The organism is Nostoc sp. (genome assembly GCF_036917635.1).
GTDB lineage: Bacteria > Cyanobacteriota > Cyanobacteriia > Cyanobacteriales > Nostocaceae > Nostoc.
Genome location: NZ_JBALCW010000040.1, coordinates 43,528 through 69,236 on the forward strand (window position 1 = coordinate 43,528; position 25,709 = coordinate 69,236).

20 protein-coding genes are annotated in these 25,709 nt (G+C 40.5%); 10 read left to right on the forward strand and 10 right to left on the reverse strand.

Features of this window, described 5'->3' with window-relative positions:
* Positions 1–149: 149 nt before the first annotated feature.
* The 3 genes from V7K32_RS11080 (at position 150) to V7K32_RS11090 (ending at position 4,236) form a co-directional block, all read left to right on the forward strand.
* The gene (locus tag V7K32_RS11080; RefSeq protein WP_334993063.1) at positions 150–1,055 is read left to right on the forward strand and encodes a hypothetical protein; all 906 of its coding nucleotides are present in this window, start codon (positions 150–152) and stop codon (positions 1,053–1,055) included.
* 14 nt (positions 1,056–1,069) lie between these two features.
* Positions 1,070–2,992: an Hsp70 family protein gene (locus V7K32_RS11085; protein WP_334993065.1), complete on the forward strand. Its 1,923-nt coding sequence runs from the start codon at positions 1,070–1,072 to the stop codon at positions 2,990–2,992.
* A gap of 419 nt (positions 2,993–3,411) precedes the next feature.
* On the forward strand, positions 3,412–4,236 hold the full coding sequence (locus tag V7K32_RS11090) for a M90 family metallopeptidase (protein WP_334993067.1): 825 nt from the start codon (positions 3,412–3,414) through the stop codon (positions 4,234–4,236).
* Between the two features lie 177 nt (positions 4,237–4,413).
* Here the strand turns inward: V7K32_RS11090 and V7K32_RS11095 are convergent, their stop codons facing one another.
* The 3 genes from V7K32_RS11095 to V7K32_RS11105 all read right to left on the reverse strand — a co-directional run bounded on the left by V7K32_RS11095 (position 4,414) and on the right by V7K32_RS11105 (position 7,530).
* A complete protein-coding gene (locus V7K32_RS11095) occupies positions 4,414–4,869 on the reverse strand; it encodes an EVE domain-containing protein (RefSeq protein WP_334993069.1) in 456 nt (151 codons plus the stop codon).
* A 105-nt stretch (positions 4,870–4,974) separates the two neighbouring features.
* Positions 4,975–5,619: a class I SAM-dependent methyltransferase gene (locus tag V7K32_RS11100; RefSeq protein WP_334993071.1), complete on the reverse strand. Its 645-nt coding sequence runs from the start codon at positions 5,617–5,619 to the stop codon at positions 4,975–4,977.
* Positions 5,620–5,790: 171 nt separating this feature from the next.
* On the reverse strand, positions 5,791–7,530 hold the full coding sequence (locus tag V7K32_RS11105; RefSeq protein WP_334993073.1) for a hypothetical protein: 1,740 nt from the start codon (positions 7,528–7,530) through the stop codon (positions 5,791–5,793).
* A gap of 727 nt (positions 7,531–8,257) precedes the next feature.
* Here V7K32_RS11105 and V7K32_RS11110 point away from each other — a divergent pair.
* The 6 genes from V7K32_RS11110 (at position 8,258) to V7K32_RS11135 (ending at position 16,516) form a co-directional block, all read left to right on the forward strand.
* Positions 8,258–8,725 (forward strand): MarR family winged helix-turn-helix transcriptional regulator, encoded by a 468-nt coding sequence (locus tag V7K32_RS11110; protein ID WP_334993075.1) that lies wholly within the window; start codon positions 8,258–8,260, stop codon positions 8,723–8,725.
* A gap of 168 nt (positions 8,726–8,893) precedes the next feature.
* Positions 8,894–10,372, forward strand: a complete 1,479-nt coding sequence (locus tag V7K32_RS11115) for an HlyD family secretion protein (RefSeq protein ID WP_334993077.1) — start codon at positions 8,894–8,896, stop codon at positions 10,370–10,372.
* A 347-nt stretch (positions 10,373–10,719) separates the two neighbouring features.
* Positions 10,720–11,970, forward strand: coding sequence for an MFS transporter (locus V7K32_RS11120; RefSeq protein WP_334993079.1), 1,251 nt, complete (start codon positions 10,720–10,722; stop codon positions 11,968–11,970).
* 102 nt (positions 11,971–12,072) lie between these two features.
* Positions 12,073–13,653, forward strand: a complete 1,581-nt coding sequence (locus V7K32_RS11125) for a DHA2 family efflux MFS transporter permease subunit (protein ID WP_334993081.1) — start codon at positions 12,073–12,075, stop codon at positions 13,651–13,653.
* 272 nt (positions 13,654–13,925) lie between these two features.
* On the forward strand, positions 13,926–14,144 hold the full coding sequence (locus V7K32_RS11130; protein WP_334993083.1) for a hypothetical protein: 219 nt from the start codon (positions 13,926–13,928) through the stop codon (positions 14,142–14,144).
* Positions 14,145–14,794: 650 nt separating this feature from the next.
* Complete coding sequence (locus V7K32_RS11135; RefSeq protein ID WP_334993085.1) at positions 14,795–16,516, forward strand: fasciclin domain-containing protein; 1,722 nt, start codon at positions 14,795–14,797, stop codon at positions 16,514–16,516.
* Positions 16,517–16,618: 102 nt separating this feature from the next.
* Here V7K32_RS11135 and V7K32_RS11140 read toward each other — a convergent pair whose 3' ends face one another.
* The 4 genes from V7K32_RS11140 to V7K32_RS11155 all read right to left on the reverse strand — a co-directional run bounded on the left by V7K32_RS11140 (position 16,619) and on the right by V7K32_RS11155 (position 20,601).
* Positions 16,619–17,284 carry a class I SAM-dependent methyltransferase gene (locus V7K32_RS11140; protein ID WP_334993087.1) on the reverse strand — a complete coding sequence of 222 codons (666 nt, stop codon included), beginning with the start codon at positions 17,282–17,284 and terminating at the stop codon, positions 16,619–16,621.
* An 859-nt stretch (positions 17,285–18,143) separates the two neighbouring features.
* Complete coding sequence (locus V7K32_RS11145) at positions 18,144–19,076, reverse strand: alpha/beta fold hydrolase (RefSeq protein ID WP_334993089.1); 933 nt, start codon at positions 19,074–19,076, stop codon at positions 18,144–18,146.
* Positions 19,077–19,095: 19 nt separating this feature from the next.
* On the reverse strand, positions 19,096–19,602 hold the full coding sequence (locus V7K32_RS11150; protein WP_334993091.1) for a DUF4112 domain-containing protein: 507 nt from the start codon (positions 19,600–19,602) through the stop codon (positions 19,096–19,098).
* 99 nt (positions 19,603–19,701) lie between these two features.
* On the reverse strand, positions 19,702–20,601 hold the full coding sequence (locus V7K32_RS11155) for a YihY/virulence factor BrkB family protein (protein ID WP_334993093.1): 900 nt from the start codon (positions 20,599–20,601) through the stop codon (positions 19,702–19,704).
* Positions 20,602–20,782: 181 nt separating this feature from the next.
* Between V7K32_RS11155 and V7K32_RS11160 the strand changes: the two genes are divergently transcribed.
* Positions 20,783–21,247, forward strand: a complete 465-nt coding sequence (locus tag V7K32_RS11160; RefSeq protein WP_334993159.1) for a hypothetical protein — start codon at positions 20,783–20,785, stop codon at positions 21,245–21,247.
* A gap of 19 nt (positions 21,248–21,266) precedes the next feature.
* Here V7K32_RS11160 and V7K32_RS11165 read toward each other — a convergent pair whose 3' ends face one another.
* From V7K32_RS11165 to V7K32_RS11175, 3 genes are all read right to left on the reverse strand, one after another.
* Positions 21,267–23,741, reverse strand: coding sequence for a GGDEF domain-containing response regulator (locus V7K32_RS11165; protein WP_334993094.1), 2,475 nt, complete (start codon positions 23,739–23,741; stop codon positions 21,267–21,269).
* A 21-nt stretch (positions 23,742–23,762) separates the two neighbouring features.
* A complete protein-coding gene (locus V7K32_RS11170) occupies positions 23,763–24,986 on the reverse strand; it encodes a sensor histidine kinase (protein ID WP_334993095.1) in 1,224 nt (407 codons plus the stop codon).
* Positions 24,987–25,276: 290 nt separating this feature from the next.
* Positions 25,277–25,705 (reverse strand): response regulator, encoded by a 429-nt coding sequence (locus tag V7K32_RS11175; protein WP_334878183.1) that lies wholly within the window; start codon positions 25,703–25,705, stop codon positions 25,277–25,279.
* Positions 25,706–25,709 lie beyond the last annotated feature (4 nt).

The following is a 25,709-nucleotide window of genomic DNA, read 5'->3' on the forward strand; positions in this document are numbered from 1 at the left end:
TCCAACATCATTTGTAAATTTGTAAAAGTGCAAGGACTTGCGCTCCTACGATAGGATGTTTTTTTACTGGAAGTCCCTTATAGGGTTAAATGAGCAGACAATTGCTTATTTTACTCCTAATTAATAACCTTAAAGTCTTACTCAACGCAATGAAAACAATCACCTCACTTTTTAGCGAAGAACGCAACCAACTCAAGACAGATATTGATAATGCAACCAACATTGAGGAGATAGTTAAGTTGGTTCAGAATCGACTTGATAATCTGGAAAGAAATTACATTGAAAAGCTTAATTTGGCTCAAGTTCGTCTAGCTTCCTTTTTCCTGGATACGCTGCGACAGTCCATCGCCACTCTCGCTGCGGCTAACTATCTTCAAATTGCTCCAACAGAACAAAAGCAATTTGCTAACCCAAGTACAAAGTTGTTTTCCAGCAGATTAATTCTGAAACTGCTAAAGGGACTAATTTATATCGGCATCTTAGGTTCGTTATTCTCCTTAACTAAAACGACCCCAGGTGCATGGATGGCTATTTTACTAACCTCTCTACTTCTAGGGGTAGAAGTTGTACTTCAACTCGACTCAAATAACCAGCAAAATTCTATGTCTCAAGAGCTATTGGAATTACCTAAACCTATGCTACAGGTTGATAGCAAAATATTTTTAGATCACCTTGGCGATGCTCTCAACACTATCGACTTAGCAGTAGCTAGAGTAGAAGAATGGAATAAACATGAAGGCGATCTAGCAATAGAAGAACTACCAGAGCTATTGAATTTTCTGCAAAGGCTAATGGGCGCATCAAAACTTGATAAACCCCAAATGGCTCATGAACTTGCAAAACTTCTGCCACAGATATTAATGTCTCAGGGAATTAACGCTCAAATTTACCGACCAAATGACCCACACAGCGATCGCGGCTATTTTGACTTTGAGCCAAGTATCGACCCTGATACCAAAGATCACGTAACTTTAACTCCGGCATTGTTGAAAGGCGATCGCTTAATTCGGCGCGGTCGAGTAATTGAGCCAGCATATTCCGCTGCTAGAGAATAATAGACAATAAGGGTATGGAAATTTTAGAAACAATCGGTTTTGATTTGGGACACGGTGAAACGGCTGTAGCTAAAGCTGTTGTGGAAAGCATCGAACCTCCCCAGATGCTGGAAGTTAATAACAAGAAGAACCAAATTACAGCCCTTGGTTGGCATCCTAAACTCGGTTATCTTGTCGGCGAACAAGCATTAATTCAAGCTGGCGTTACCCAGCTGACAATTTCATTTAAGCAAAAACCCAACAACGATCCCAAATATCGGGAAACAATTAGCACTTTTGTCGCAACGTACTACCGTCTTTTGAAAGAAAGCAAACAACTTGAAGGTGGGGAAAGTAGCTATTTTTACATAGGTTGTCCTTCCGGATGGTCAGCTAACGATCGCACCGAATACCAAAAGCTACTTCAAGCAGCTGGTATTCCCCAACTAAATGTTGTACCCGAATCGCGGGCTGCTTTCATGCAAGCCAAAGAAGCCGGGAAGTTGGAGTATGACAAACTTGTAGGAGCGGTGCTAATTGTCGATATTGGTTCTTCAACCACAGATTTTACTTTGGTTAAGAGCTTAGAAGAGATTCCGATAGATTTCGGGAGTAATACTTTAGGTGCATCGCTAATTGACAAAGCTATTTTTGCCCAGACTCTCGCCAACCACGAACAAAAAGCATTACTCGAAAAAGTATTTAAGGAATATCCGCATCACCAAGCTCGTTGTGAACTTGCTTGTCGCAAAGCTAAAGAAGATTACTTTTCTAATGAACAGCTATATAGCGATCCTGAATCCTTTGCGCGTGGCTTCGAGTCGATCAACGAACAGATTTATTTTATTCCCCAAGTGAATAAATTGATGATGGAGGAAATTTTAAACCAGCCCTTACCGGAATTGGAGCATCATAGTTGGGTGCGATCGTTTAGCGACTCTTTAACCGAGGCGAAAGAAAAGCTAGAAAAACTAGGAATTGTACCAAAACTTGTGCTGATGACTGGCGGTGCATCTCGGATGAAGTTTACGCATTTGCTTTGTCAAGAAATGTTTCCCGAACCAGAAACGCAGCTTCGCCCCGATCCAGAACCGGAACGGTGTATTGCAATGGGTTTAGCACGAGTAGGAAGATGGGATTTGCGGGCTGCTGCTTTTAAGCAAGAAGTCAACAAACTATTTACCTCGAACACACTTAAAGGTTTGATTGAAACGCATATCCCGGAGTTAATCGAATCACTAACTAAGCCTTTGACAGATGGCTTGATTGTCAACGCAGTTAAACCAGGTTTAAAAGATTGGCAAAAAAACAAAATACGGACTTTAGCCGATTTGGAAGCATCTTTAATCGGTCGAGCAGAACAGTGGCTCAAAAGCGATCGCGCTGTGCAGATAATTAATTATCAATGCGCTTCTTGGTTTAGTAATAAAATCCAACCCGATTTAGCCGCACAAACCGATCCAATCTGTCGAAAGTTTCAGATACCTAGAAGCAGCTTAAGGTTCCAGGATAGTATTGACCCAAATTTTGTTAATCCAGAGCTACGAATTGGAGATGCTATCTTAGCTGAGACAGTGGGCTTTATTGTCAATGTAGTAATTGGTGGAGGCACTGTAGCTAGCATCATCACTCTCATATTAACTGGACATTTAACCTGGCCGATTGCATTAGTATATGGGGCTTCGATGATGGCAGCAGGAATGGAGCTAAATCGTAAGAGTGTTCAAGAAGTAATCAAGACTAATGTGGATGTACCTAGTTGGGTTCGTTCTAGTTTTTTGAGCGACAAAAAAATCGAGGAGATGTCTGAGCAAATAAAGCCTGAGTTAGAGAAAGTTCTTCAAGAACAATTGACAGCAGATCAAGAGGCTTTTGATAAACTGATTAGCAAAGTTCAAGAAGGGCTTCAAAAAACCCTTTCTACCAAAGTTGAATCTTGCATAATTCTGATTCAATAGCGCTGATGTATGGTAGCAAATATAGTTTTTGGAACCTCTTATCCTATGTCCTTAATCTTTTAAAATTGTGGCGAAAATCAGAGTGCTAGCAACAGTAGGAAAATATAGCAGTTTCCAAACCATGAAGTACATATCAAAACCTCACCCCCAACCCCTCTCCGTGAGTTCGGAGAGGGGCGATAAAGTACAGCTTTGTCGGAGTGAGGTTAAGCTGTAACTCACGCTTATTAAAAAACATTATAAAACAATACAGTTCAGTTAACGCTAAAAACCTTAACTGTGTAGGTTGGGTTCAGGAACGAAGCCCAACAAACCAATTTTTCACAAAGCCAAAGTTATTGAGGCACAACAAGAACAATTATTTTATCTAGTTTTTATGTTTAACAATTACTTAAAAATGTAACCTGCTTATAAATTCAATGATTCAAACAATATTTGTATTTATGATCATTGGGCTGATTATCACTGGGATTTTAATCAATCCGGTTCTAGTAACAAGGCGAAGAAACCGCCTAAAGCACCGTCCTTTTCCCCCACTGTGGAATGCAATTATTGAAAATAATCTTCCCATTTATCTTTGTCTATCTCCCAATGAAATCAGACGACTTCAGGGACATATTCAAGTATTTTTAGCAGAAAAGCAATTTATTGGCTGTAGAGGATTACAGGTAACGGAGGAAATGAAACTGACCCTTGCATGTATTGCCTGTTTACTCCTATTAAATGAACGTGGGCAATACTTCCCTAGACTTCGTTCAATACTTGTCTATCCTAATGCTTATTTTGTTCAGGAAACGACTTCTATTGGAAATTATGTTGTTGAAGAAAGGCGTGTGGCAAGACTAGGTGAATCGTGGATAAATGACCAATTAGTACTTTCTTGGGAACAAGTGAAACAAGACACTAATAACTGGAGAGATGGACGTAACGTTGTGCTTCATGAATTCGCCCATCAGTTGGATCAAGAAGATGGTAAAGCTGATGGAGTTCCTATACTGCAAAGCAAATCAGACTATGGTATTTGGGCGAAGGTGATGACACAACAATATCAGCAACTTTGTAATGATGTTCTACAAGGCGTAAATACGGTAATGGACAGTTACGGTGCAACAGATCCCGCAGAATTTTTTGCCGTAGCGACTGAGACATTCTTTGAGAAACCGCACCAATTGCTGTCCAAACATCCGGCACTTTATGAGCAATTGCAACTTTACTATCAATTAGATACTGTTCAATGGACGTAAAGCAAGTAAGAATAAATCACATTATTTTCAGTTAGTCAACCCTCTTTCAAAGATTTTTGTAGTTGGGGTTTTAGTCCTAACTTTCTTCGTGTAGAGAGGACTAAAGTCCTTACTACAAACCTTTAATTTTACAGGAAGTTGCAAGTTAGTGAGGTACAGTCTTGGTGTAATTTTTAACTAGGAGGTTTTAATCGCCAGAATCTTCAAAGCTACTGCTTCAGGGACGGGCATCACCGATAAACGATTTCCTTGTCTCACCAACATTAACTCTTCGGCGCTAAATTGTTCTTTGACTATTGATAACAAAATGGGGTTGGAAAAAGTCTCAACAAATTCCACTACAACTGTTTGCCACCGAGGGGATTTGGAACTCGATTTTGGGTCGTAGTATTTACTATTTAACTCAAACTGGGTCGGGTCAACAATATCTTTTTTAACTACACGCATTAATCCAGCAATATTGGGAGGATTAGTGTTGGAATGATAGAAAAAAGCTAAGTCCCCTTCATTCATTTGGCGCAAAAAATTACGAGCTTGATAATTGCGAACACCGTCCCAGATAGTCTCGTTCTGCTGTTGAAGGTCAGCAATGCTATAGGTTTCTGGTTCTGATTTCATTAGCCAATAATTCATCTACAAAGATTATGGATATACAAATAACAAGAGTCTTTAACAAGGGGATTTTGCCCCTTGTCTTTGAGATAATAGCTGGATTTACGCCGTGCTGTGCCAGTGAATTTAATTCCGGTAAGCTATAACGGCATAAAATGGATCTCCTCCAGCTGCACCCAACCACTGTAATAAATTTGGTAATGTTGACTTATGAGCTATAACTTCTGCGGTTGTAAATCCTGGAACTGAGGCGAAATACTCTTTAACTAATTCTACTCGCTGTGCATCTGTTGCCTCCCGCCAAGCTTGAATCGCCTTTTCAAAAAACATCCGGTTAGAAAAGCTGATAATTGCGACACCTCCGGGTTTCAAGATGCGGTAAATTTCAGAAAATACTGCTTCTGGATATTGCACATACTGCACAGATACACAATTGAGAACAGCATCAAAATCTTCATCTGGTAAAGGTAGCTGCGGATTTTCGTTAAGATTTTGGACAAAGTAATCATTTAAGCGAGGATTTCGTGCTAATTCCTCAGCGTTGAGTCCGTGTCCTTTCACATGGGCAAACTCCATCTCTTCTGGCAGATGAGACACCCAGCTGCTCATCATATCAAAAATGCGGGTGTTGGGTTTGAGGCGATCGCTATATAAATTCGTTAGCTGTTGAATAAATCCTTCATCGACATGGGTAACAAAGCGGGGATACGCATAGAACAGCTTATCGTCTGTGTCGTCTAATTTCAGGCGCTGATTCGATTTTAACTGCATAAATCTCTGTTTTGGAATACTTTTTCCGAAAATTGCCGCAATTTAAGGTATTTTGTCACAATCCCTATGTAACATATTTGGGTCTGAAGAACCTTTTTTTTGTGAAGTCAAAGTAGTTAATCAGCATTGCTATTTCAATCCAATAGCTTTGATTATAATTGGGCATTGTGTTCAAGTCTTGGTTACGACTTTGATACATTCTGTTTTGAGAAGTACTAAATTATCAGTCTCCAAAACTGCACAAGAGTTAATTAATGTCGCTAAGATGGGTAGACCTTTCTGTAAGTTTGTGTTCGCTTGTTGTGCTGCTGGCTGATATTGTTGTAGCCAAGTGTTTTTAGTTATATATTCGGGAATGAATGCAGAACGTTCTAATAGCCAAAAAGTTACGTGATATTTTTGGATAAATTCTTTAAGCTGGTTAATATCTTCAGTATATTGGGCATTAATAAGGTCAACCATCCTCTGGCGAAATTGAGCATAATATTTTGTATGGGTTGGTAAAGCATATTCTTTACCAACCAAAATGGTTCTTTGAGCGAAGATAGGAATGTTATCTGCTTCTCCAGAAGTAGAGGCTATGACAATATTTTGCGGTTGCTTTTGCAAAAAATTATATAATGTTGGGACTGTACCCTCTACATAAGGGGTTTTGGGAAAAACTTTTAAGCTAAAGCTGCTAGGGTACAAAACGAGTCCTAAACCAAGGATTATACTAGCCCCCAAGATAAAAATTTGTCTCCCATTTTGTCTCGACCATCGAAATGTAGCATCTAAAATCAAGGTAATAGAGATTGCTGCTGCAAGAGCAAGTACCATCTTAAAAGTATGATGGGTGTAGCGGCTAGGCCAGTATAGTTGGAAAGCTAAGGCATGGGCAGTAAAAAACATTATCAAACTAGCTATTACTACCTGTAACAATAGCTTGACTTCATTATTTAGTTGCTTGTTTAGGAGAGAATAAGGAGACTGGATTTTCAGAATAATTGGTAATAATAAACCAAACAATAGTTGCGGAGGTGAAATTAAAGCAAAAAAACCGCTATCTCTACCATCAAACCAATAACTAATAATATTATGACTAAAATACCTGAATCTTCCTCCATCCCAGTACTCCGGCATAGTTCTTGCAACAGCAGCAGTAATTACCGGGCTAAATTGTGATGATTGAATGGCATAAGGTAAAATCATAATACCAACAATCATAATTGCTGCTGCAAATAAACTAAAATCTTTTTGGTTCTGAGAAATACTTATTTGCCCATTTTTCCAGCTAAATAATCTCAAAAATAAAATTAATAAATCGACAAAACCTATTAAAGGATATATTAAGCACTGGAGTGCAAGTACAATTAATATACCTAATGCAGAAGACCGTATTGAATAATATAGAAAAGCTAAAAATAGGGGATAAATAAAATCTCTAGGAGTTGCAGAAAATAGGTCATCATGCATACAAAGACTTTGATTCAAAAGTAAAGATGCAATAAACCCCGCCATTGGCACTGGTAATATCTGTATACAGACTGCAAAGCAATAGCTAGTTGTAATTAGTCCCACTACTATTGGAAAAATTTTGCTAAATAAAGTTAGATCGATATTTAAAGCCGCAATTATCTTATAAAGAAGACCATATCCAATTGGTGTCACCGACTGGAAATAATCAGCGATTAAATCCCCAGGAAATAAATCTGGGTTAAAGTAACGATACATCCAAGAAATATATTCCCGTGCATCGTCGCTGACTATATATTTACTGCTGAAAGCTTGTCGCACCCCCATAAGAATATAGCCAACAGCAAAAGTTAGACTTAGACTGTACCAAAAGATGACAGTCAATCGAGATTGATTTTGTCTGTTTTTTGGAGTAAGAGGTGCTGTTAAAAGTTTTTGTAATTGTGGAATTAGCATTATTATACCCGTCCAGGTCTGAATCAATCAATCGCGTTAATAAGGAGAATCAAAAGCTTTATTCAATTTTTCTGATTGTACTATCTTCAAGTACTAATACCAATTCTGTATTAAGATGCGCTAAACCATATTTAAGTACAAGAAAGAAAAACGAACCGCAAAGTCCGCAAATAACACAAAGAAAGAAAGAAGAAGTTAAGAGGGTTTGGCGCAGCCTCACAAAGAAATGGTATAAGGGACTTGCAATTATAGGACTTACGCATGAGTTACGGAATAACGAACCGCAGAGGCACAGAGAGCACGGAGAAGAGTTTGAGAGATATTTTGCGTAAGTCCTAAATTAAATAATGTACTGATATACCAATCAGGTTTTACCCTGTTTTAAAATCTTTCTTACAACAAAGTGCGATCGCCTCAATTCTCCAATTTCATCCTACCTACTATGTGCAAATAGACCAGAAAAGCCAAGTATTGCTTAATTTATATCTTTCTATTCTCCCCCAACAAGTAGCCTCTATTTCCCAAAGACCACCTTTGAGCTATGCTTGGATATATGCTGACCAGTCCCCTAAATTATCTCGACCTCACCGATTATCGGCACCCTCAAAGAGTACCAGTTGATTGAATTTATTCTCTAAGACGGACTGCCAAGCAGATGTCAAGCAAGTATTGCTAAAAAAAATTAATCTAGTTATAATAATAGTACGCATACTAAGTATTTTGCTAAATGGTTTCTACATCTAATCACTCCCCAGCTTTAGATTCGTGGCAGCAAAATCTGGCACCATACAATTTGGGTTACAGAATAAAATTAGTCTCACAACTGCTTGGACGCAAGTTTACAGAGAGGCTAGAACCTTTTGGACTTACGCCATTTCACTGGTTGGTGTTGTGCTGTTTGTGGCAAGAAGATGGTTTACCTACTTCTAGTATTGGGGACAAACTCAAACAAGTGGGTGGGACTTTAACAGGTGTACTAGATCGGATGGAAGAACGCGGCTTGGTGCGCCGAGAACGCGACAGTCACGATCGCCGCATCTGGCGAATCTGGCTAACGGATGCAGGTAAGGAACTAGAAGGTGTTTTACCCCCAATCGCCGCAGCCGTGCGTGATGAAGCGATGAATGGTATTTCCTTTGCTGACCGGGAAGTGTTTTCTGAAATCTTGAACCGGGCGATCGCTAACCTCTCCTAAAGATGATCCCATAATCACCCGACTGGGGGAGGTGGTGTAAAGATTTGTTTTGACATAATATTACGCATACTAATAAAAAAAGGATTTTTTTTCCTAAAATACTACGCATTCTAAATAAAAGGCTATCAATCAAATTACTTTACTTAACCAACAAACAAGTTAACAATCATGAAAACTAATACTTTTAACGGACGCAACGGACACAAAACCCCAGTTATTGAAAAACAATTGATTCCTGATTCCGAGACTTTAGAGGCTGTGACCATAGAAACATCGACAACAGCAGAAGCGCCTGTTGTAACACCTGAGATAGAGAAGGAGAAAGAAAAAGAAGTTCCATCGAAGCGCAAAAGACCGAATGCTTTAATTTTGGCAGCATTAGGTGTGGGTGCGATCGCCGCAGGTGCTTTTGGTTATCACTATTGGCAATATTCCTCCACCCATCAGGAAACAGACAACGCCACCGTAGCCGGAAACATTCACCAAGTTAGTACCCGCATTCCCGGAACTATAAGTGAAGTGCTTGTGAATGATAACCAACTGGTGCAACCAGGACAATTGTTGGTGAAGTTAGATCCACGGGACTATCAAAGTCAGGTAGAACAAGCACAAGCCGCCCTAGAAAATGCTCGTGGTCAGGCGCAAGCCGCCCAAGCAAGTATTTCCTTAACTTCACAAACCACCACTGGTAAGACAACTCAAGCGCAGGGTGATGTTAGCAGTGCTGTAGCGGCAATTTCCACAGCCCAAGCAGCAGTACAAGAAGCCCAAGCGGGAATACCAGCAGCCCAAGCAGTAGTACAAGAAGCCCAAGCGGGGATACCAGCAGCCCAAGCCCAGGTAGCACAAACAAATGCGAATTTAGAAAAAGCCCAAGCAGATTACAATCGTTACAACGATTTGTATAAAACAGGTGCGATTCCTCGCCAACAGCTAGACACAGCCAAGGCCGCTTATAATGTAGCGATCGCACAGAAAAACGCCGCTCTTGAGGGAGTAAAACAAGCGCAAGCCAAGTTAGCTTCTGCCAAAGTTGGTGTAGCCCAAGCTCAGTCTCAATTAGCACAGGCGCAAGAAAATGTCACCAACGCCCAAGCTAAATTGGCAGCATCTAAGGGAGGATTGCAACAAGCTACCGCAGGTGGACAAGATACCACAGTAAAACGTAGCCAATATGAAGCAGCAAAAGCGGCGATCGCGCAATCAGAAGCATCGCTGAAAAACGCACAATTGCAACTATCTTATGTTAATATTACCGCCCCTACTGCTGGACGCGTAGGTAGAAAAAACGTCGAAGTTGGTAACCGAGTCCAATCGGGAACACCATTAATGGCGATCGTCGATAACAACTATTGGGTAGTTGCGAACTTCAAAGAAACTCAATTAGAAAAGATGCGCCCAGGACAGCCAGTAGAAATCAAGCTGGATAGTTTTCCTCATCATGCCTTTATTGGTCGTGTTGACAGTATTTCGCCAGCTTCCGGCGCTCAGTTTGCCTTATTACCACCGGATAACGCTACAGGTAACTTTACCAAAGTTGTCCAACGTATCCCAGTAAAAATAGTTTTCGACCAAAAGAGCATTCAAGGATACCAATCGCGGATTACTCCGGGGATGTCTGCGGAAATTGCTGTGGAAGTCAAGTAATATCATGTCCCCCAAATTACCCATAATAAAAGAACCCCACCCCCGACCCCTAAGAGCTTGCGGGCTACGGTGTACACACAAGTCAAATTACCCCCCTTAATCCCCCCGATATATTGGGGGGAAACAAGAAAACAAATCTACTTCCCTCCCATTTATAAGGGGAGGGTTAGGGTGAGGTTCTTGGGGTTTAGTAAGTAATCAAGCGGACATCATTAATACTAAATTGAGTGCAAACAGATTGAAAAACTTTTTTCTGCGTATGACATTCTCATACATCTAAAGACAGGGGTATAGAGATGAGTTGAAATGATATTTATAAAACCAGATTAGTCTCAAGCAAGCCTAACATGAAAAAACCCCTACTACCTGCTTTAAGGTCAAGAAACTACCAGCTGTTTTTTGCCGGACAAGGTATTTCTCTAATTGGGACGTGGATGACACAACTAGCCACGATTTGGCTAGTTTATAGCTTGACAAACTCCCCATTAATGCTAGGAGTTGTGGGATTTTCGAGTCAAATTCCTAGCTTTTTTTTAGCTCCCTTTGGCGGAGTCTTTGTAGATCGCTTTTCTCGATATCGTACCTTAATTTGTACGCAAGTATTGGCGATGATTCAATCTTTAACATTAGCAGCGCTGGCGCTGACTGGTGTTATCCAGATATGGCAGATTATCACCTTGAGTTTGTTGCAAGGATTTATTAACGCCTTAGATGCGCCAGCCCGCCAAGCTTTTGTGCCAGAATTGGTTGAGCGCAGAGAAGATTTAGGCAATGCGATCGCTATCAACTCTACCATGATCAACGGTGCTAGATTAATTGGCCCTGCGATCGGGGGTTTATTAATTGCCAGGGTTGGAACTGCTTATTGTTTTTTATTTGATGGTTTGAGCTATATTGCTGTCATCGCCGCTTTATTAGCAATGAAAGTTAAACCGTGGAAACATGTAGTAACTGACGGTAATCCCATAGAAAAAGTCAAAGAGGGATTTATATATGCCTTTAGTTTCCCACCGATTCGATCAATCTTATTGCTATCAGCTTTAGTTAGCCTTATGGGGCTGCAAAACACTATTTTGGTACCAATTATTGCAGAACAAGTTCTTAAAGGTGGTGCAGAAAGTTTGGGTTTTTTGATGGCGGCTTCTGGAGTTGGAGCCTTAACTGGTGGTATTTATTTGACTACGCGCCAAACAATCTTAGGAATTGGTAAATTGATTGCTTTAGCACCAGCAATTTTAGGAATTGGTCTAATTGCCTTTTCATTGTCTAGATTTTTACCCCTCTCTTTATTTACAATGTTATTTGTTGGCTTAGGTACAATTCTCCAAATTGCTGCTAGCAACACCTTTTTACAAACAATTGTAGAAGATGACAAACGCGGGCGATTGATGAGCTTATATACAATGTCATTTTTGGGGATGATTCCCGTGGGCAATTTATTAGGAGGTTTTTTAGCCAGTCATATTGGCGCTCCCAACACTTTAATCATTGATGGTATAGTTTGTATTTTAGGGTCGATCATTTTTAGCAGACAGTTGCCTGCTTTAAAGAAAATGATGCGTCCAATTTATGAGCAAAAGGGGATTATCGAAACTTAGGAAGTTTAAGTAGGGATCATATTTTAATTTTGCTGTGCAGAGAGAAAATTAAGATTTAATAAGAGATTTTTTACAACTTAACCTTGAAATAGGAAAAAGACTATGGCTAATGCAGGGGTAATTCGTCAGCAAGCGCCACCAGAAAGTGTACCGCTAAGAACCTGGATTGGTGTATTAGCCAGTATGCTTGGTGCATTTATGGCGGTATTGGATATTCAAATAACTAATGCTTCGCTGCAAGATATTCAAGCAAGTTTAGGAGCAACCCTAGAAGAAGGTTCTTGGATTTCTACAGCATATCTCGTGGCAGAAATTGTGGTAATTCCTCTAACAGGATGGTTATCACGAGTGTTTTCTTTACAGCGTTATCTGTTAGTAAATACTGCACTATTTATTTTCTTTTCTATATGCTGTGCTTGGTCGTGGGATCTCAATTCCATGATTTTATTTCGCGCCTTACAAGGTTTTAGCGGAGGAGTATTAATTCCTACCGCTATGACAGTTGTATTAACGACTTTACCCCAATCTAAGCAATCAGTTGGACTGGCTGCATTTGGGTTTAGTGCAGTTTTTGCACCTTCAATTGGCCCAACATTAGGAGGTTGGTTAACAGAAAACTTTGGTTGGGAATACAACTTTTATATAAATGTAATTCCAGGGGCATTAATGCTAGCTGGTGTTTGGTATGGAATTAAGCAAGAAAAACCCCAAATTAATTTACTGAAACAAGGTGACTGGTGGGGAATTATTGCGATGGCTATTGGGTTAGCTTCCCTGCAAGTTGTTTTAGAAGAAGGTAGCCGCAAAGATTGGTTTGGTTCAGCGTTGATTGTGCGCTTAAGTGTAATTGCGGGAATTTTTTTAGCGATATTTTTCTTTATAGAATTAACTCGAAAGCAACCATTTATTAATCTACGGCTTTTGTCTAGACGTAACTTTGGTTTAGCCAGTGTTGTGAATGTGTCGTTGGGGGTAGGGTTGTATGGTTCAATTTATATTTTACCGTTGTATCTTACCCAAATTCAACAATACAATGCGCTGCAAATTGGTGAAGTATTAATTTGGGCTGGTATTCCCCAACTATTTATTATTCCCCTCATCCCCAAATTGATGCAACGCATTGATGTGCGGTTAATGGTAGCTGTTGGTGTGGCTTTGTTTTCCATTAGTGCATTTATGAACTCTGGAATGACTAATGAAACAGGATTAGATCAATTACGATGGTCGCAAATTGTGCGTGCAATGGGACAACCCCTAATTATGGTACCGCTTAGTTCTATCGCCACTGGTGGATTAAGTCCGAAAGAAGCAGGTTCGGCAAGTGGTTTATTTAATATGATGCGGAATCTGGGCGGTTCTATCGGAATTGCATCTTTAGCAACTTTGTTAACTAATAGAGAGCAATTTCACTCGAATAGATTGGGTGATACAGTGTCTTTATATAACCCAGAAACTCAACAGCGAATTGACCAAATGACGCAGTATTTTATCAGCCGGGGAGCAGATTTAAGTACAGCACAAAATCAAGCGATCGCATCTATATCTAATATAGTCCGCCGGGAAGCATTTGTGATGGCTTTTAACGATTGTTTCTACTTTATTGGTATTGCCTTATTAGTCAGTGGGCTTGCTATTTTATTCCTCAAAAAGGTGAAGCCAACTGGTGGCGCTGTGGCTCATTAAATTTTTTCTATGGGTTACAATCTTTGATAAAACTACTAAGGTACTAAAATGGTCATTAGCCAAAGTGAGTATTACAGCATTTTTCAGGTATTTAGACCACAGATGAGACGGGGAGTAGGGAGTGGTGTAGTTCAATTACTTGAAAAGCGCTGTAAATATGGTTTAGCGCATCTTCATACAGAATCGGTATCAGTGCCTTTTTTGAGTTCCTCAACAAAATTACAGGATAAAAACTCTTTCCCTGCCCTGATACCGATTCCCATACTTACGGATTGTACTATTACAGTGAGCCTGGAGATCACATCCAGTATCATTACCATACCTCTTACTATGGCAAGAAACGCTATACAGTGTTGCTGGGTTTAGTTGATAATTCATCCAGTAACCTGGAATATCAACTCTACAAAGATATTCCTGAATGGGAGACTCAAATGCGATCGCTCTCCCTAACCCCTGGGACTCTAGTCTTATTCAACGGTGACAAACTTTAGCAAAGGTATAACTAAAACTTTTGGCATTGCAGAGAAAGCGGGACGATTTAGCGACTTCCAAAATTCCTCCCCAGCCTCCCCAGCCTCCAGAGGAGTTATCAGCAAGATTGTTACATATTAGACACCTTTCAAAAATCCCAGTTTATCCGTGGGTTCATTTTTATAAAATTAGATTTTGCAAAAAAATAATTACTAGCCAAAAATTTTGATTGCGATCGCTAATTTTCAATCTAATATTTAAAAATTTACCGTCACAGACAACTATCTAAAGAGTGAAAGTTCTTCCTCGAAATCCAGCCATTAGTTAGTTGTATAATTTTACTTAAAGATTAATAATCTAATACAGTATATCGCAAGGACAAATTTTATTTCTTAAATGTTGCGAAAGATCATGAGGCATGTTGCTTGACTGCATTAACCCTCTTCTGCAATTATAAAGAGACGGCTATTAAAAGCTAATTATACTAGTGCTTGGCTGCGATTTTATGATTTATAAAATCGCCTACTTGCATTTAAGCATCTTTATTTTTGCAAGATACCATATAGCACAATATCGTTGCTTATGTTTATTAGTGTTATATGGGGTTCTTCAAGAACCAAATAGGAATTTTGTACTATGTGTGGTGAACATTTAGATAGAGGATATTTCCATGTTTAGTTTCTTTCGTTGGCCATCAGCAAGGGTTTCTTTAGTAGTTTTGGGAATGACAGCTGCAACAATAACTCCTATCGTAATTTCTACCCCAGCTTTATCTCAAAATACTGTTCCATCTACGACACCATCGCCTGCAACACAATCACCTGACACACAATCACCTACAACACCATCGCCTACTTCAACAGTAAACTTGACTGATGTTTCGTCAGATTATTGGGCGCGTCCCTTCATTCAAGCCCTAGCTGACAATAACGTGATTGCTGGCTTTCCTGATGGCAGCTTTAGGCCAAATCAAGGCGTGACTCGTGCTGAGTTTGCCGCTTTAATTCAAAAAGCTTTCCCTAACCAAAATCGAGTTCGGCAATTAAGCGCAGGTGGATTTAAGGATGTTCCTGCTGGCTATTGGGGGGCTTCTGCAATTCAGAACGCCTACGAAACTGGATTTTTGGCAGGCTATCCTGGGAACGTGTTTAGACCAAATGAACAAATACCGAAGGTACAGGCGCTCGTTGCTGTAAGCAATGGTTTGGGTTTAACTGCTAGCAGCACTGGAACCAGTAGCGATCTTAGCACTTACTACACCGATGCCTCAGCTATCCCGAACTATGCTGTTGCTAGTGTGACGGCAGCAACACAATCTAATATTGTTGTTAATTATCCAGATTTAAAACAACTCAATCCGCAACAGCCCCTGACTCGTGCTGAAGCTGCGGCACTATTATATCAAGCTTTGGCTAAACAGGGAAGAGTGCAAGCCATTGCGAGCAATCTTCCAGCTAGTCAATATATTGTCGGTGGAACTAAAATCGGTACAGATATTGTTTCTCTTACTGCATCGAGTAGTTCTTTTACCACTCTGACTTCTTTATTAAGGACATCAGGTTTAGCAGATATTCTTCAACAGGCTGGCCCTTATACAGTATTCGCTCCCACCGATCAAGCATTTGCTGCTTTACCTGCTGCAACCTTACAGCAGTTACAGCAACCAGAAAACAGAGATGCCTTGATTAAGATTTTGTCATACCATGTCGTTCCAGGTGCAGTCACTTCTAGTCAGCTCTCGGCTGGAGACCTGAAAACCTCTGAACAAAGCCCTGTAAAAATTAAAATCGATCGCTCAAATAATCAACTCACGGTGAATAATGCCAGAGTTATCCAGGCGGACGTGAAAGCTAGCAATGGTGTTATCTATGCAATTAATCAAGTCCTCGTCCCGCCTGATATTAACATTAGTCAGTTAAATCAACCAGGAACAGGAACCACAAATGCTACAACACCTCAGGTAAAGCCAGGTAGAACTACTCTTGGTGGCCCTAGCTATATTGGAGTTGCTGGTAACATTGGTTTGAGTGGCAACGATACAGCTCTGAGCGACGGTAACTTTGCAGCGATCAGCAAAATTGGTCTGACACGCAATATATCAGTGCGACCATCGGTGATATTTGGAAATGATACACTATTTATGGTTCCGTTGACTTTGGATTTTTCTCCCCGCACAGCAGGTTCGGTGGGGGCAAGAACCTTTGCTATATCTCCTTATCTGGGTGCTGGTGTAGCAATTGAAGCTAATGCTAATACTGATATTGGATTACTGCTAACTGGTGGTGTAGACCTTCCTGTTGGTTCTCGATTTACGGTGACAGGTGCTGTAAATGCTGCTTTTCTGGATGACACTGATGTAGGGCTACTATTTGGAGTTGGCTACAACTTCTAAGTAAATAGAAGTAAAACATGCATTAAGGTAGCACATCTGTGCTACCTTAGTGGATTAAAAAAAATTGAAACAGCTATAATATTAGGCTTGCATCAAACTGTATTAAGGTCGCTTGATGGCTAAAGTAAGCCCATCAGCAATGGGGACAAGGGAGAGCGTTACCCGTTCGTCATGATATAACTTCTCGTTGAGCGCCCGGATAGCTTGGGTGCTTTCATCTTGATATTCCTGGTTAGCAACTTGTCCTGACCACAAAACATTATCAATAGCAATCAATCCACCTGAACGCAGTAATTGCAGCGATCGCTCATAATATGCATCATAATTTTGTTTATCAGCATCAATAAAGGCAAAATCAAATGTCTCGGCTTGCCCAGTTGCCAACAACTGATCTAAAGTTTCCAAGCCTGGTGCCAATCGGAGATCGATTTTATCGGCAACCCCGGCTTCTTGCCAATACCTGCGCGCGATCGCAGTAAATTCTTCACTCACATCAGCAGCAATAATCTTGCCATCAGCCGGTAGTGCTAAAGCTACAGAAAGTGAGCTATAACCCGTAAATACACCAACTTCCAGGGTTTTTTTTGCTCCAATTAGCTGCACCAAAAGTCTCATAAACTGCCCTTGTTCTGGTGAAATCTGCATTACACTTCGAGGATGGTTGGCGGTTTCTTGGCGTAACTTCAAAAGAATCTCCGGCTCCCGCAGCGAAACGGATAAAAGGTAATTATAGAGTTGAGGCTCGAGACCTATAGACTGTTTTGGCATAGTAGATGAGAGAATTGAAAGAATCTACAGTTATACTATCGCCCAAAAATCGTTTATCAGGAATACCCAGTGAGCAAAGAATTTACTAGTATCATTTTTGCTACTTATAAACGCCAATAAAAACAGATAACTGAAGACTTCAAATTATATCGAGTCCCAGAAGAATTAACTGAATTAATTAATATTTTGGTTGGTATACTAAGCAATTAAAGCTGGGTATAAAAATTCTAAAACTACTAAATCTCATAAAACCCTGATTGGATAGTGCTACCTGTTCCGTAATTTGGCTGCGAATGCCTTATTATGCCTTTTCCCGATTAGTCAAGCACCTGCTGCGAAAATATGGTTATCCAGCAGAAAAGCAAGAGAAGGCGATGTGCTGCAACAGGTGAGCAATTTGGAAATTTAAATACCTGCCAAAATGGCAACCTGATTCTAATTAACCAAGTTAAATTGTACAAAGATAAACGACTTCAAGGGTTTTGTTATCAGGGACTACCACGTAAAAATTATTTTCGTAAAACACTATCTACTAACTGATTTGCAAAAACAAAAAACTATCTCTACCAATTATTTGCAGAGTATTTTTATCAGCAAATAAATATTAATAATCAGGTTTGGCATTTGCTGCAACAGGAATATTAAATGCGTATGGGCGTTGTTGTTGAAGTACGCATTAACCCCCAAATAACGGGCAACGTCTGTATACATTCCTGTTCACTTCAGTGGCAAATGGCAGAGTGGGAGTTTGAAAGCTGACTGATATGCTTCCTCCCACTTTCTTTTTATTTCTCTATTGATAAATAAAGTTGCTCTCTCCGTAATTACGAATTATGAATTATGAATTATGAACTATGAATTATTGGTCAGTATCCCGTAAAAACTCAATAATCGCTGCATTCAACACTTCAAAAGCACCAGTTGAGGCATCATGATAGCAGTTAGACAAAATTTTTAATTTAGAATTGGGAATATGCTGATGCAATTTTTCACCATGACTAACAGGAAACCAACTATCTTTTTCACCCCACAAAACTAGTGTAGGACACTTAATTGCACTCAGGTTATTTTGAATTTTGGTAAGCATATTCGGCTTATTTTCTTGCCAATTCTCAATTTCTCGCGCTGCTATTTGTAACTCTTCGGCGACTTTTGCGACCGTACCAGGTAGCTCAATAAACGGGTAAGTTATCCAATAGACATCTTCCTGTGTCAAAATTGATGGATCAAATAATACTCTACGTCTTTCTATCGCCATAATTTCTCTAAATAGAGGTGCAAACAAATATGCCAGTCGTAAAGAATCAATTGTTTGTATTATTTCCAGGGGCGTTTGGGCAAGTAACCACATAGCCCAATGGGGTAGACGTTCGGCAAAAATAGGTACGTTTACGACTACAAGCCGCCCGATTAACTGCGGATTTTCTTGAGCAAGGGCAAGGGCAACCAATCCCCCCAGAGATTCAGCTACAATCACTGCGGGTTGATCGCATAATGCCTCAATAACTCTTTTAAACTCAATAACTTGATGACCGTTATCTTCTCTACGAGACAAGGGTTTTTCGGAAAAACCAAAACATTTGGCATCAAAACAAATTACCCGAAAATGTTTAGATAATGGTGCTATACTATGGCGCCAATTATAGCTCCAACTACCCATACCATGTAATAAAATTAGCGGTTTACCTCTACCTATTTCGCCATAAGCAATTTGTACAGGATACCCTTTAGCATCAGTAATAATTAGACTTTGCCGCCCTTTAGGAAAAGTAGCTTGCCACCAATCTTTCATTCGATTATCAATAAATAATTTAACCGCCAGTTAAGGCATTCCACAGCATTCTAACTAGTATCACTGGTAATGCTACTAAAACAATGGCAATCAGCAACAATCCTACCAAAACGCCAAAGATAAACCACCCGTCTGCACTCTTTTGCTGGCTAGGAAACTTTAAGTAATCTTCCAAGAGCTTGATATTATTAGTGTTAGCTCTCCAGGCAAAATCAAAAAAGTCTCCCAATACTGGGACAGCGCCTACTAAGCCATCAATGATCACATTCAGAACCATTTTGCCTAAAGTGGCTCTAGAGACACCCAACCGCGCTGCTTCTAGGATGATGTAGCTAGAAAACATGACTCCCAAAAAATCACCGCCAATAGGTATAAGTCCTAAAATTGGATCTAGACCAAAACCAATCTTCGTACCAGGAATGGTAATAACATTATCTAGCAGCCGACTTAACTGACGCAGGCGCTTCAAGGTGGGTGCTTTGGCATCAGGTTCAATCATCGAAAATCGAAAAGGAGAATCAGGCATGAAGGCGATCGCTAAGTTTGTCTTGAATCGTTAGACATTTTACTCCCCTACTGAACTTTTGCAAAAAAATTTTCAGGGATTTATAACGATATTTACAATTTAATATTTTTCACGAGATTCTGAACTGTGCTTTTGGCGCATATCTTCGCCGACAGTCACGTTCAACTGATCGCCGATTAACAGAACCGCAGCACTCATCGACAGCCAAAGCATTAAAACTATCACAGCCCCTACTGCGCCATAGACTTTATTATAATTGCCAAAATTCGCCACATAAAGCCGAAATAGAGCAGATAATATCGCCCAGAAAACAGCTGCTAATATTGCTCCAGGCATCATTGGCGTGCCTGAATTCCACTGGCTTGGGCCATAGCGATAGACAAAGCTAAAGGCGACAGCAACAATACTTAAAGCTAAAGGCCAGCGTAAAAGCTGCCAAAGATGCAATAAGAAAATCAAAGAACCATTTCCGTGCACTACCATTGCTAACAGTAGATCGCTAGTAAACACTAAGAAAGAAGCCAACACTAAAAGCAACATTGTCCCGACCGTTAACCCCAGAGAGATCAGCTTGGCTTTCCAAAAGGGACGGATGTTTTCTGAAGGAATTTGATGGATTTGGTCGAAGGCAGTCATCGCGGTACTCACCGCCCCAGAAGCAGTCCAAATGGCTAATACAAAGCTCAGAGAAAATAAACTACTGTTTTTGGAGTTAGTAATTTCTGTGGTGGCAAAATCACGAATCAAGTCGAGAGCTTGTTCTGGTAGGACTTGACTTAGTTGTGTCGCCAGTTGTTTAAAGGTAGCTTGTAAAGATTCTGCTAATAAGCCAATGGCTGTAACGATCGCAAGAATTGCTGGAAACAGCGATAACATAGCATTGAAAGCAATTTCGGAGGCGAGTCCAAAAAGTCGTCTTTCGATTGTCCTAGCAAAAGTTTTTTTGAGCGTGCGCCAATTGAGGTGGCGAAAAAAGCGTAAAAAACGAGGCTTTGGCATAATTTAGAGTTAAAACTGGTTAGCTTTATTAACTACTGTGCCAAATTTTCCGTAGCGATCGCATTTATCTTTTTACCGTAATAATACCAAGTGGGGAGTAGGGAGTAGGGGAGGCAGGGGACGCAGGGGAAGAAAACAAATGACAAATGACAAATGACAAATGACAAATGACAAATTATTTATGAATCAAGATTTAACACAACAGTGGTTGACAGAAATCCAGATGCTCAAAGAGCAGATGGCGGGACTTGAGAGCGATCGCGATGCTGCTTGGGAAAGCGCCCAAAAATGGCGTCAGCTTTACAACACAGAAGCAGAACAACGGCGCACGGATGCCCAATTGGCCCAACAGGCGATCGCATCTCTCAAGGCAGATTTGCATAAACTCTCTTGTCTTGAGATGGAGACACTGGCTGCTGAAACACCAGTAAGAGCGATCCAACAAGAAATAGAACAACTAATATCTGTAGAGGAATTGCAAGCTAAACTCATCGTCCTAATCAAAGAACGCGATCGCCTTTTGCAAGCTTTGAAAACTGAGCAGGATAACCACGCTCAAACCCGTAATAGCCTCACTACTGCCTTGGGTGACGCTATTGATAGCTTGACACGCGAACGAGCCGGAGCAGAAAAAGAGAGCCGCTAAATGCTTAGGTTTGGTAACTCTATTCTTGTCTGGGCCGAATGCCAGATGCAATTAATGTCTCTATCGACTTGTTATCCAGGGGTTGGGAGAACAAATATCCCTGTGCGTACTTGCATTTCATGGCTCTAAGTAGTGCCAGTTGCTCTACAGTTTCTACGCCCTCTGCGATTACATCTATATTTAGACTCTGGGCTAGGGTGATGATCGCTTGGACAATTTCCAAGTTTTCTCCGTTAGCACCAATCTTAGTAACAAAAGAACGATCAATCTTCAAGGCATTACTTGGAAAGCGGTGCAAGTAACTCAACGATGAATAGCCTATGCCAAAATCATCTAAGTGTAATTGGATATTCATCTGTTGCAGTTGCAAGAGCATAAAAGCTGCTGATTGAATATTTTCCATCAGTACGCTTTCGGTTATTTCCAGCTTTAAATTATTACCTTCCAGACCAGTCTCTTGCATAATTTGGGTAATTTTCTCAATTAGCCCCGGTTGTGAGAACTGTTTAGTAGAAAGATTTACACTGATTGTCAAAGGTGGGTCATTAGGAAATTGTATTTGCCAAGCCCGCATCTGGCGACAAGCTTCGCCCAGTACCCAATAACCAATAGGGATAATCAACCCAGTTTCTTCTGCTAGTGGAATAAAGTTGTTTGGCGGAACTAATCCCTGTTGTGGGTGCTGCCAGCGAACAAGAGCCTCAAAACCAATAATTTTGGAAGTTTCTAACAACACAATTGGCTGGTAGTAAACCTGAAACTCCTGGCGTTCAACTGCCCGCCGTAAATCCATCTCTAACTCTAATAGCTTCGTTACTTGCCTGTACATGCTTGAGTCAAATATCTCATGGCGTGCCTTACCTAACGTTTTAGCGCGATACATTGCAATGTCAGCATCGCGCAGGAGTTCCTCTGGTAGGTTGTAACTACCCCTATTTAGGGCGATGCCAATGCTGACGGTGGTAAATACCTCATATCCACTGAGGTGGAACGCAGATGTCAGAGCTTCGTGTATCCGCTCCACTACGCGAGTTACGTCATTGATGTTGTTGAGATCCTCAAGCAAAATTGTAAACTCATCTCCCCCTAGACGGGCAACTGTGTCTCCAGCACGCAGGCACTTCTCCAGTCTGCGAGCAAGGGCAGTTAGTAGTTGATCGCCAATTGTATGGCCGAGACTGTCGTTGACAACTTTGAAGCGATCTAGGTCTAGAAACAGAACAGCAAATGTATATTCCGCACGTCGTTTTGTCAGCATTAGCGACCGTTCTAGCCGTTCCATAAATAAAGCGCGGTTTGGCAGACCGGTCAGGACATCGTGAAAAGCTTCATAAATTAATTGCGCCTCTGCAAGTTTTAGAGCAGTTATGTTGCGAGAAATACTCAAAACAAAACATACTGAGCCGTCGCTAGCCAATTCAGGAACAAGACGGGTATGGTAATGTTTTGTTTCTTGAGCGATCGCTAAACTGCATTCAAACTCGGTTTCTTGCTTAGTTTGAAAAACTTGCACAAGCTTGCGATCGCATATCCGGCAAAATTCTTCTGGCAGATTTAACTCTACGTTTGTTTGGCCAATAAATGTTTTGGCTGATATTCCTGTAACCTTTTCAATAACTGGATTAACATAAACGTAGCGCAATTGAGTGTTAAATCTGGAAATAATATCAGGTGCATTTTCAACTAGTGCTTTGAATTCTTGCTGGCGACGTGCTAGTGCCTCCAATATCTGCTTACGCTCAGTGATATCCTGAAAAACGCAAACTGCACCCGTGATGTTACCGTTGTCATCTTTAATCGCTGCGACGCTATCATCAATTGGGATTTCTCTACCGTTTTTAGTAATAAGTATTGTCTGCTCTGGTAGACCGACAGGAACGCCAGACTGAAGAACTTGCCTGATCGGACTTTCAACCATTATCCGAATTTCTTCATGAGCTATATTAAATATTTCTGTTGCTTTTTTACCAAGCGCATCAGAATAATTCCAACCCGTCAGTTCCTCTGCCATCGGGTTCATAAAAGTTACAGTTCCAGATTCGTCACTAGTAATTACAGCATCTCCAATACTTTTAAGTACAGCAGTCAGCCATTGTTCGTTCTGTTTTAATTTTTTTTCCGTTCGATGTTTGGAAAGCGTAATTTCAATAGTGAACTTTAATTCCTTTTCTTTGAAAGGCTTGAGAATGTAGCCAAACGGTTCTGTATTTTTTGCTCGGTTCAATGTTGATTCATCTGCATTAGCAGTAAGATATATTACTGGAATTTTAAAATTATTATAAATTATCTGAGCAGCCTCCACACCGTCCATCTTTCCTTTGAGGTGAATATCCATTAGAACTAAATCTATAGAATTATCTGCTGCTTTTTTGATTGCTTCTTCTCCCGAATCGGCAAGCCCCAGAACAGTGTAACCAAATTTTCGTAGCCGACTTTGTATATCCATTGCTACGATCATTTCATCTTCAACAATTAATATATTTGCTGGATGCATGATTTCGTTAAACTTATAATTTTAGAGTTCTTTATTCGGGAATATAATTTTATACTCTACTCCGTTATAACTGATAAAATTGATATTGCCTTGTAGCTGATGTGTTAGACCTTTGACTAATCGCAAACCTAATGATTCTGTAGCTTTAAAGTCAAAATTTTCGGCAAAACCGATACCATTATCACTGATAGTAAGTCTCAAAAAATTTGCTTCTAGGGAGCAAATCTCAATACAAATTTGTCCCGGTTTTCTTTGGGGAAAGGCATGTTTTAAGGAATTTGAAATAAGTTCATTGATAATCAAGCCGCAAGGAATAGCTGCATCAATAGCTAGAAAAACCTCCTCAACGTTCATTTTTAAGGTAATATCGCTGGAATTAACGTTGTATGAATAAAATAAATTAGTTACTAAATCTTGGATATAGTCAGCAAAATTAATTTTTGCCAAGTCTTGAGATTGATATAGTTTTTCGTGGATCAAAGCCATTGATTCAATGCGGTTCTGGCAATCTTTAAATACCTCAAGGGCTTGATTGTCCTTGAGATACTCTGCTTGCAAGTTGAGCAGACTAGAAACAATCTGCAAATTATTTTTTACTCGGTGATGAATTTCTTTTAATAGCACCTCTTTTTCTTGAAGCGATGCTTTAATGTGCTCCTCTGCTTGTTTACGTTCCCGTCTCACCTGTGCCTCACGCAACTCGCGGGCAATAGCAGGGATAAGTCGTGCTAAATTGCCTTTAATGATGTAGTCATGGGCACCACCTTTCATAGCAGCTACTGCGGTATCTTCACCAATAGTGCCTGATACAATAATAAATGGCAAGTCAAGTCCACTTTCCTTAACTTGCTTCAATGCAGCAGGGGCGCTAAAGGCGGGCATGGAATAATCGCAGATGATGATATCCCATGTTTGCCGTGCGATCGCAGTTTTCATGGCTGTGGGTGTATCAATCCGTTCAAAGGTTACTTGATAGCCACCAAGTTGCAGTTCACGCAGCATCAACAAAGCGTCATCTTCTGAATCCTCAACAAGTAATACGCGCAGTGGTATACCCATGTAATTCGTAATTCGTAATTCGTAATTCGTAATTCGTAAATTTTGAAAGTCAGCTTTGTATCTAAGTAGGTAGGTAAGATAAAACCAAACTATGTAACGAAAAGTAAAATCTCTGTATTTGGCTCTTAGTTGTGCTGTCTTGCGCTTTAGCGCAACTACGAGCCAGTGATGATTATTTGCGCCCACTTACTTATAACCTGATTTTGGAGGATTGCTAAGGAGGCAGGAGGCTCAGTTGGAAACCACTTTTAAAAAGGTGGGATTGATCTTCGAGCCCCACTTGACGGTAGTTGCTTCAAGTGGGGAAACCGCAGGGGCGCACTGCCTCCTTTATGCCGGAAAACCCTTCCACCGCAATGGCTTCGCTTTGTATCTCGTAGTACTTGACCCTCGATACAATTCTTCTATTAAATTGGGCAATAACCCAGAACTAAAGTTTTCATTCATACTTCTTTCCCCCTGCCCCCTTTGGTAAGCTATACCCTTGGTGGTGATTCGTTTAAGACAAACCAGTACAACCCTAGTTGGCGCACTGCTTCGCTGAATTGGGAAAAGTTTACTGGTTTGCGAACATAGCTGTTAGCACCCAAGCTGTAACCATTGATTAAGTCTTGCTCCTCTTTGGACGAGGTGAGAATGACGACGGGAAGGATTCTTGTCCTGTCGTCGGTTCGCAGGTGTCGCAAAACTTCCAAACCATCCATTTTAGGCAACTTTAAATCTAGGAGGATGAGATTCGGCATAACGTTCATGTCGCGATCGGCGTACACACCTTTACCAAAGAGATAATCTAGGGCTTCTACCCCATCGCGTGCCACTACTACCTCGTTCATAATATTGTTTTTCTTGAGTGCGCGTAGGGTTAGCGCTTCATCGTCAGGATTATCTTCTACAAGTAAAATCATGTTG